Origin of the sequence: Kitasatospora sp. NPDC091257 (genome assembly GCF_044757675.1) — a bacterium.
Lineage (GTDB): Bacteria > Actinomycetota > Actinomycetes > Streptomycetales > Streptomycetaceae > Kitasatospora > Kitasatospora lactacystinica.
Genome location: NZ_JBIVVI010000230.1, coordinates 1 through 9,189, shown reverse-complemented (window position 1 = coordinate 9,189; position 9,189 = coordinate 1). Strand labels below are relative to the sequence as shown.

Annotated in this window: 5 protein-coding genes and 1 pseudogene; 2 read left to right on the top strand and 4 right to left on the bottom strand. The window is 75.1% G+C overall.

The window, feature by feature from the left end; all coding sequences use genetic code 11:
- Nucleotides 1-4,950 (top strand): MobF family relaxase (gene mobF / locus ACIQOV_RS13635; protein WP_401048324.1); only part of this gene is annotated, 4,950 nt, incomplete at its 5' end.
- 347 nt (nt 4,951-5,297) lie between these two features.
- Here mobF and ACIQOV_RS13630 read toward each other — a convergent pair.
- Together ACIQOV_RS13630 and ACIQOV_RS13625 are read right to left on the bottom strand one after the other, a co-directional pair.
- Nucleotides 5,298-6,188 carry a glycosyltransferase family 2 protein gene (locus ACIQOV_RS13630; protein WP_401048323.1) on the bottom strand — a complete coding sequence of 297 codons (891 nt, stop codon included), beginning with the start codon at nt 6,186-6,188 and terminating at the stop codon, nt 5,298-5,300.
- A gap of 489 nt (nt 6,189-6,677) precedes the next feature.
- Nucleotides 6,678-7,055 (bottom strand): nuclear transport factor 2 family protein, encoded by a 378-nt coding sequence (locus ACIQOV_RS13625; RefSeq protein ID WP_331768765.1) that lies wholly within the window; start codon nt 7,053-7,055, stop codon nt 6,678-6,680.
- Nucleotides 7,056-7,205: 150 nt separating this feature from the next.
- On the opposite strand from ACIQOV_RS13625, the gene ACIQOV_RS13620 reads away from it, so the two are divergent.
- Nucleotides 7,206-7,970 (top strand): maleylpyruvate isomerase family mycothiol-dependent enzyme, encoded by a 765-nt coding sequence (locus ACIQOV_RS13620; RefSeq protein ID WP_401048321.1) that lies wholly within the window; start codon nt 7,206-7,208, stop codon nt 7,968-7,970.
- Between the two features lie 9 nt (nt 7,971-7,979).
- Here the strand turns inward: ACIQOV_RS13620 and ACIQOV_RS13615 are convergent.
- Together ACIQOV_RS13615 and ACIQOV_RS13610 are read right to left on the bottom strand one after the other, a co-directional pair.
- Nucleotides 7,980-8,773 (bottom strand): IS5 family transposase gene (locus ACIQOV_RS13615; protein ID WP_401048326.1). Its coding sequence is split into 2 segments (ribosomal slippage): nt 7,980-8,441 and nt 8,444-8,773, totalling 792 coding nucleotides; the frame shifts between segments, so codons are not numbered across the junction.
- A gap of 131 nt (nt 8,774-8,904) precedes the next feature.
- Nucleotides 8,905-9,189 (bottom strand): annotated as a pseudogene (locus ACIQOV_RS13610) (hypothetical protein); the annotation flags it as partial.

Below are 9,189 nucleotides of genomic sequence, written 5' to 3'. Positions count from 1 at the left end.
GGTGGCGGGGACACCCCCGGCGTGTGGCTCGGGGCGCAGGCGGCCGAGCTCGGCATCGCCGGCCGGCGGGTCACCCAGGAGGCCGCCGACGCCCTGTTCAAGGACGCCCTGAGTCCGGTCGACGGGAGCCCGCTCGGCCGGCGCTGGAGCCGTTACCCGAGCGCCGAGGAGCTGTACGAGCGGTACGCCGCCGCCGAGCCGCGGGCCACCGAGGAGCGGCTGCTCCAGTTGCGGGCGAAGGCCGAGACGGAGGGCAACCGGACCGCCCGGTGCGGGTGGGAGATGGTGTTCTCCCCGGTGAAGAGCTTCAGCGTGCTGTGGGGGTGCGCCGACGACGAGGAGCGGGCCCGGCTGGAGGCCGTCGAGGAGCGCGCCTTCCGGCGGATCTTCGAACGTGTCGAGCGCGAGGCGTGCATCACCCGGACCGGCCCGACGCCCGCCTCCCAGGTGCAGGTCCGTGCCAAGGGTTTCATCGCCTGCGTGTTCGTCCACCGCAGCAGCCGGGCGGCCGATCCGGCGTATCACCGGCACCTGGCGATCAGCAGCAAGGTGCGGGTGGAGGACGGCCGCTGGCTGGCCCTGGACGCGCGCCATCTGCACCGGATCGCGGTCGCCCTCTCGGAGGCCTACACCGCGGAGCTGGAGCGCGAGATGCATGCCGAGTTCGGCGTCCGCGCCGGGGCGCGCCAGGACAGCATCCGGCCCGCGAAGCGACCGGTGCGCGAGTTCCTCGGGGTGTCCCTGGGCGCGGTGCGCGGGTTCTCCCAGCGCCGCGAGGCCACCGAGCGGGCCCTCACCGGGATGATCGCGGAGTTCACGGCCCGGGAGGGCCGTGCGCCCGAGCGCGCCGAGCAGTACAAGCTGGCCCAGGCCGCCACTCTCCGGTCCCGTCCGGCGAAGACCGCGACCACCGTCGACGGCGAGCGCCGGCAGTGGCGCCGCCGCGCCAAGGCGTACGGCATCAGGCGTCCCGACAAGCTGCTGCGGGCCGCCGCCCGTACCTGCGCCACCCACCCCGCCCCGGGCCCCGACCCGATGGTCGTTCCGAGGGCGATCGACGCGGTGCTCGCCGAGCTGGAGAGCCATCGCGCGACCTGGACGCGCGCCAACGTCGAGGCCGAGGCGTGCCGTCGGCTCACCGCGGTCGGCGCCCACCTGCGCGAGGACTACCACCGGGTCCTCGTCCGGGTCGTCGACGGCGTCCTCAGCCCCGTCCGGTGCGAGCTGCTGACCCCGCCCGACGCGGTCCCCCTGCCCGCCCGGTACGCCCGCTCCGACGACCGTCCGTCGCTGTTCGCCGAGATCGGATCCCGGGTGTGGACCTCCCACGGCATCCGGGCCGCCGAGCGGGGCCTTGCCGAGGCGTCCACGACCCCCGTGCCGGTGCACCGCCTGACGGCCGAGCAGGTCGACCGGGTGCTCGCGGCCGGCGAGAGCGGGCGTGGCTTCGCTCCCTCCGACGAGCAGCGCGAGGCGGTCCGCCGGATCTTCGGAGCGGACACCCGGGCCACGTGGGTGGTCGGCCCCGCCGGCACCGGCAAGACCACGATCATGCGTCTGGTGCGGGAGGTCGCGGATGCCCATCGGATCCCCGTCATCGGGCTGGCCGGCGGCCAGGTCCAGGCCGACCTGCTCGCCGCCGAGGCGGGCATCCGGGCGGAGAACATCGCCAGGTGGCGGACCATGTCCGAGCGGTACGGGCGGGGCCTGCGCCACTGGACGCTCCAGAGCGGCACGATCGTCATCGTCGACGAGTCCGGCCAGGCCTCCACCCCCGATCTCGCCGCGCTGCTCGGCCAGGTCCGGCAGGCCGGCGGGCGGCTGCTGCCGATCGGCGACCCGCGCCAGCTCGGCTCGCCCGGAGCGGGCGGCGCGCTCGCCGACATCGAGGAGAGCGTCCCCGACGCCGTCGTCCGCCTCACCGAGGTCCGCCGTTTCCGCGACCCGGGCGGCACGGTCCGCCAGTGGGAGGTCGACGCGGCCCGCCGGCTGTCCGTCGGCGATGCCGGCGCCGCCTTCGACGCGTACGACCTGCGCGGGCGCATCCACTGCGGCCCGGCCGCCCCGGTCATGCGCCGGCTCTTCGAGGACTGGCGGCGGGACGTCGAGGACGGCCTGACCTCCGTCATGATCGCCGCCACCGGCGCTGCCGTCGCCGAGCTGTCCCGCCTCGCCCGTGAGGACCGCATCGCCCGCGGCCTGGTGGACGACCGGCGCACGGCCGACCTCGGCGCCCGCGGGCGCGCCGGCGCCGGCGACATCGTGGTCACCCGGGTGAACGACCGCCGCCTCGCCACCGTCGACCGGCGCCAGTGGGTGCGCAACGGCGACACCTGGACCGTCGAGGCCGTCGGCGCCGACGGCTCCCTGACCGTGCGCCACCAGCGGACCCGCCGCACCGTCACCCTGCCCCCGGCCTACGTCGCCGACGCCGTCGACCTCGGCTACGCGATCACCTCCGCGCGCTGCCAGGGCGTCACCGTCGACGTCGGCCGCGCCCTGCTCGACACCGGCTGGAACCGCAACGGCGTCTACCCGGCCCTCACCCGCGGCCGCTACGGCAACCACGCCTACCTGATCACCCAGGAGCCCCCCGACGGGGACAGCGGCGAACCCGGCCACCCGCGCACCGCCCGCGAGATCTGGCACGCCGTCGTCGAACGGGACGGCACCCGGCTCTCCGCGAGCGCCACCGCCCGCCGCCAGGAGGAGCAGGCCCAGTCCCTCGCGACCTCCACCAGCAGACTCGTCCACGTCCTCGACGAACTCAACGCCGAAGCCGCGCAGCAGGCGATCGCCGCACTGCTCGGCGGCCGCGCCGCCTCCCGCCTGGCCGCCGCCGAGGCCTGGCCCGCCCTGCGCGCCCGCTGCGCGCGCCTGGCCGACGACGGCCACGACACCGACCGGCTCCTGCGCGCCGCCTGGGCGGACGATCGGGGCAACGAGACCGACCACGGCACCGGCCGGCCGCTGCGTGACCTGGCCGCCATCGTGGTCGCCCGCCTCGACGCCCTGGTCGAACACCGCGGTGAGCGCTTCCGCCTGCCCGAGGGCGCGCCCCGCCCCGCGACCGCCCCGACCTACTGGGACCCGCCCTGCGCCCGGCCCGGCGCCACGCTGTTGGAGGCGATGGGCCTGGTGCTGCCCGACGCCGACCCCGGCGACCGGCGCGTCACCCTCGCCCACGACCTCGCCGCCCACGCCACCGTCCGGGCGGAACGCCTCGCCGCCCGCGCCCGCGCGAACGCCCACACCGGCACCGGCTGGGCGGCCGCCTACGGGCCCGAACCCGCCGATGCCGACCGGGCCCGCCCATGGGCCGACCGGATCGCGGCCGCCGCTGCCTGGCGCGACCTGGCCGGCTTCCGCGCCACCCGGGCCACCGGTGACGCCCCCGCCGCCGCGCGTACCGAGCAGCGCGGCCTGTGGCGTGCCGCCCAGCTCCTGCCCGACGAGCAGCAGCACGCCGCCGAACTCGCCGCCACCGGCCCCACCTGGCTCGACGTGCTCGGCCCCGCACCCGCCCCGGCCCACCCCCACCGCGCGCTCTGGGACAGGGCGGCGGCGCTCGTCGCCGCCTACCGCGACCTGTGGGACCACGGACACGAGAAGCAGGCGCTCGGGGACCGTCCCGAGGAGCCGATCCAGGCCGCGGACCACGACCTCGCCCAGCAGGCGATCACCGCCTGGCGCAACCGTCCGGCCCCGACCGTCGTCGACGAGGAGCAACGACGGCGGGCCACCGCACGCGGACGGGCCGCCCGCGTCGAAGCGGCCGAGGCCGCCGACGCGCTGGCCGCCGTCCACGCGGTCCGGCGCCTGGCCGCCCGCGCCCGGCAACTGGCCGACGACGACCAGGTCCGCGCCGAGGCCGCCCGCCGGACGGCCGCCACCGACGACCAGCGCGCCCGCGCGGCCGCCCTGCAGACCCGGGCGCACGCGCACACCGTCCTGGCCGGCCGGGCCGCCGACGCGCTCGCCGCCGCCGAACGGCGACTGGCCCGCACCGCCCCCAACGGTCTGCGGGCCAGGGCCGACGCCGACCGCGGCCGGGCCGCCGAACGGCTTCGCGCGCGGCCGCCCGCCGTGCGTCCCGCCGTGCGTCCCGACGGGCGGCGCCCTGTCCAGGCCGGCGTTCCGGCCTGGCGGGAACGCCCGTTCGGCGGTTGGTCGGACGCCGAACTCGACGCGGCCCTGCGGACGGTCCTCGACCGCGCCGCGCGCCTGGACCGGGCCGTGGCCGACGCCGAGGACCGTGCCGCCCGCGCCGAGGCCCGGATGCTCGCCGGCGGCCGCATCGACCAGCAGGTCCGGGCGCTCGTCGACCGTGTCACCGGCCACGGCCGACTGCGCGCGGCCGACGCCGCACTCGCCGACCTGACCCGGCGCCGGGCCCGCCTGGCCGCCGAACTCGCCGCCGCCGACCCGTCCGGCCGTCCCGCGCTCCGGGATGGGGAGCGCGAAGACCTCGTCGAGCTGCAGCGCACCCGGCAGGCGGAGTTCGAGGCCCTGCTCCAGGCCGAGCACCACCACCGGATCGTCCGCGCCCAGGCGCTCGCCGACATCGGCGACCTCGCCGGCGTCGACGCCGCACTGGACCTGTGGGCACGGATCGGCGGCCGCGCCGAGGCCTACCGCGACCACCTGCGCCGAATCGCGGACCAGGACGCCCGGCACCACCACCGCACCGCCCGCGAGTACCGCGACCGGGCCGGCCGCCTTCGCCTGCGGGTCGACGCCCTGCGCGACGAACAGCGGGCGCGTACGGCGATGCCGGTCGACGAGCGCGGACGCGAGGCGGCCGAACGCCTGCCCGCCGTCCAGCGGCGCCGGGCCGAGAAGCGGGAGACCGTCGTGCGCCGGCAGGCCGGGCTGGGTGGTCCGCAGACGGTGCACCGATGCCGCGAACGCCTGCCGCACGACGGTGTCCCGTCCTTGTACCGGCCGTAGTGGCTTTGTCCACGAGAAGCGGTTCCGGCTCGTTCCGGAGGTGAGCCAGAACCACTTCATGTGACCGCAGCCACGGTCAGGAGCGCGTAGGAGCGACCACCCCACGTACGAGGTCTCATCGGCCCCGACAGCACCCTGGACGCGACGGCCCAGCTGATCCTCACCGCCGCCGCCCTGACACGGCGCCGCCCGGGGTGACGCCGCACGTCAGCGGGGCCACGACCTGGCGGGACCGACCGCTCGCGGCCGCCCGGGCGTGAGCGGTCCCGCAGCCCTGGCGTCAACGGCCGGACCGGAAGACCGGAATCACCGACGGATCCGGGGCTGGGACACGAGCGAGCCGGGGGTCACAGGACCGGGGGACGCCCCGCCCGGGTCAGGCGCCACACCGTGGCCCACGAGATTGGCCGGCGCTCGCCGTGCCCGCCGCGCAGCCCCTCCCGCAGCCCGGCGAACCAGGTGCGCAACGCGGTGCGGTCGCGCCGCATGCGGATCGCCGTGATGACGATCCAGGACGTGATGTAGATCGGGACGAGCGTTACGGGCAGGCGACGGTAGGCGACCCAGACCCGGTTGCGGGCGACCAGGCGCTGGTAGAGGGCGTGGCGGGGGGGGTCGCTGGCGGGGTGGTGGACGATGATCTCCGGGGCGTAGAAGCCGGTGCGGCCCTGGTCCCAGATCCTCATCGCGAGGTCGAAGCCCTCGTGGTACAGGAAGAAACGGCCCGGCCAGTGCCCGGCACGCTCGAAGTCCGCCCGGCGGATCAGCACGACGCCCTCGGCCATCGCGGTGACGGTGCCGGGCCGGCTCGGATCGCCGGCCCGCAGCCGGGGCACCCAGCGGCGCACGGTGACGCCGGTGTCGGGGTCGGCGATGCGCGGCTGGATATAGGCGGCCTCGGGGTGGTGGCGGGCCTGCTCGACGAGCCGGGCCAGGACATCGCGCTCGGGCAGGATGGCGTCGTTGTCGAAGAAGAAGAGGAACTCCGCCTCGTCGGGCCCGGCGAGGCGGTCGGCTCCGACGTTGCGGCCCTCGGGGATCCCGAGGTTCTCCGGCACGGTGACGACGGTGACGCCGTCGGGCACGTAGTCCGGTTCGCAGCCGTTGCCGACGATGACCACGCGCAGGTCGACCCCCTCCTGGGCGAGGAGCGAGGCCATCGCCCTCGGGAACTCCTCGGGGCGATCGTTCATGGTGAGGACCACCGCGTCGACGGTGGGCTTCGGGCTGCTGGTCATGCGGCTCCGGGGCATGGACGGCGGATCGGATGCGATGCTCGATCAGATCGCACGGGTCGGTGGCCTCCTGCGCGGCGGTCCGGTGGGTGCCGTTGGGAACGACGGGCCGGCCGTGCCAGGGGGCGAGGTGGCACAGGCGGGTGGCGATGTGCTCGGTGAACTCGCCGTACTCCTGCGCGTCCCGGGCCAGGACCCCCGCGCGGCGGAGCACCGCGTCCGGGCAGCCCGCGGCCAGGTACCAGGCGATCAGGTCCGGCCTCGGGGCGTCGATCAGGACGGTCAGGCCCTGGCGGTGCACCGGGGCGGCGTGCGCCCGGTCTCCGGTCGGCCGGGCGCGATCGGGGCGGCGAGCTGCCGCCTTGATGTCGGCGGCCAGCAGGCCGTGGCGGGCGTACAGGCGCGCCTTGGCCGCGCTCTCGCGGTGGAGCGCGTCGTGGTCCAGGCCGGAAAGGGACAAGCTCACGAGAAGGACAGCGACAGAAGGACGACTCAGGAGGCGGACGGGTCGATCTCCCCCGCAAAGACGATGACCTGGTCGATGAGGCTCCGCCGCAGATGGACGACGTCCGTTCCCGCCAGGCGGGGGCCTCCATCCGGCATGGTGAAGACCCACTGGTACCGGGCCCACTCGTCGGGCATGTCCACCGCTGAGCAGCGCGCCATCGTGCCGGTCCCCGCCGGGTGGCGCCGGATGTCCAGCACGAACTGCTCGACCGCCGCGATTCCTTCGCTGCGGCCCAACGGCCCCCAGAAGACCACGTCCGAGGTCAGGGCCTGGGAGAGCAGGGCAGTCACATAGCTGTCGTCCGAGGCGTTGAACGCGGAGATGAACGTGTCGATCGCGGAGCGTGCCGTCTCTTCCTGCATGCCCCAGTAATACCAGCCGTTGCGCGTGCGCTCGTCCCGTTCGCCGCCTTCCGATCACGGTGGACCGCCCCGGTCACAGCACTTGGAGGACATCTCATTTGGGGCCTAAATCGAGTGCGAGAGTTCCGGTCCGGGTGATACAAGGTCTGCGTGACTGAGCATCTCTACTTTCCCGTCCTGCTGCGGATGATTGACGAGCGGTCCGCCGCGTTCCGCGCCGCCGTCGCCGCGGCCCCCAGCCTCGACGCCGACGTCCCGTCCTGCCCGGGCTGGACGCTGTACGACCTGGCGAACCACCTCAGTGAGGGGGACCGCTTCTGGGCCTACATCGTGCGGAACACCGCGCCGGGCGACGAGCGGCCGAGCAAGGACGGGCTGGCGGCGCCCAGGGAGCGCGAGGCCCTCATAGCCTGGCTGGCCGACTCGACGGAGCAGCTGCTCACTGCTCTGCGCGAGGCCGGCCCGGACCGGGGCTGCTGGGCCTGGTGGGAGCCGCTGGCCTCGCCGCACACGGTGGCCGCCGTGGCCCGCCGCCGCGTCCCGGAGTCGCTGATCCACACCTACGACGCCCAGCTGGCCTCCGGTACCCCGCAGGAGCTGCCGACGACCGAGGCGGTCGACGCCATCGAGGAGTTCCTCGCCACCGTCTGCACCGTCACGGTCCCGTGGCCGGGCGAGCCCGCCACCATGGACTACCACGCGGCCGAGGCTGGCTCCTGGCGCCAGACGGTGGACGCCGCCGGTTCCCGCTTCACCCGGCTCACTGCGGCGGAGGCCGCCGAGAGCAAGCCCACCGCCGCCATCTACGGCACGGCGAGTGAGATGGCCCTGCTCATGTACATGCGCATCCCAGCCGGCTCGCTGCGGATGGAGGGCGACGCCGACCTGCTCCAGCAGCTGCAGAACTGGGGCTGAGAGGACATCTCATTCAGAGAATCTGCGGGTGCAGATGATGGCTGCTGCGATGCTGGCGAAGGCGGCGAAGTGGTCGGCCTTGCGTTCGTAGCGGCGGTGGAGCCGGCGGAAGCCGCCGAGCCAGGCGACGGTGCGCTCGATCACCCGGCGGTGCCGGCCGAGGCGGTTGGAGGTCTCGATCCCGCGGCGGGCGATGCGGGCTGGTATCCGCCGACGGCGCAGGAAGGCGCGGAGGAAGCGGTGGTCATAGGCTTTGTCGCCGTGCAGCTTGCCGTGTCTGCGCCGTCTCGGGCCGCGTCGCGAGCGAATTGGCGGGATCGCGTCGACGAGCGGGATCAGGGCCTGGCTGTCGTGGACATTCGCCCCGGAGATCGCGAGCGACAGGGGTGAACCGGTGCGTTCGGTGAGCAGGTGGATCTTCGACCCGTACTTGCCCCGATCCACAGGATTCGGACCCGTCAGTTCCCTCTTTTCAGGGCCCGCATGTTCACCGAATCGACCGCGCACCTCGACCAGTCCAGCTCGCCGTGCGCGCCGAGTTCGTCCAGGACGACCCGGTGGAGCTTGGCCCACACCCGGGCCCTGCTCCATTCGGTGAAGCGCCGATGGGCGGTCGGCCCGGACGGGCCGAAACAGGGCGGCAGCTGGGCCCACGTGCACCCGGACGTCGCCACGAACACGATCGCCGCCAACACCTCCCGGTCGCCGTAGCGGCGCCGACCACCGCCCTGGGGGCGGGTCGGCGCCGCCGGCACCACCGACTGGAACAACTCCCACAACTCGTCCGGGACGAGACGCTCCATGATCGTCACACGTGCAGCCTTCGTAGGCCCCAAATGAGATGTCCTCCCAGGGACGTACAGGCCCGGGATGCGGGCAGCCTGCTCCAGCAGGGCGGTGCGCTCCAGGCCGCGGTGCTGGTGGACAAGCCGGATCAGCTCCAGGAAGGAGCGCTCGGCCTCGCCGAGGGCGACGTGCCCTGCTGCAAGGGTTCGGCGAGCCGCAGCGCCGCCGCCCGGTGCGCCGGCGTGCCGGCCCCGGAGGGCAGCGAAGTGCCGGCGGTGGCGGCCAGTCGGCCCGCGTGGACGGCGGCGGCCAGGGCGAGGGCGTCCAGGGCGGCGAGGTCGCCGGGCCGGAAGCGGCCGCCGGCGCGAGCGGCTTCGGTGAGGGCCCTCGCCCTCTCCGCGACCTGGTGGAAGGCCCGGGCTCCCACGGCGGG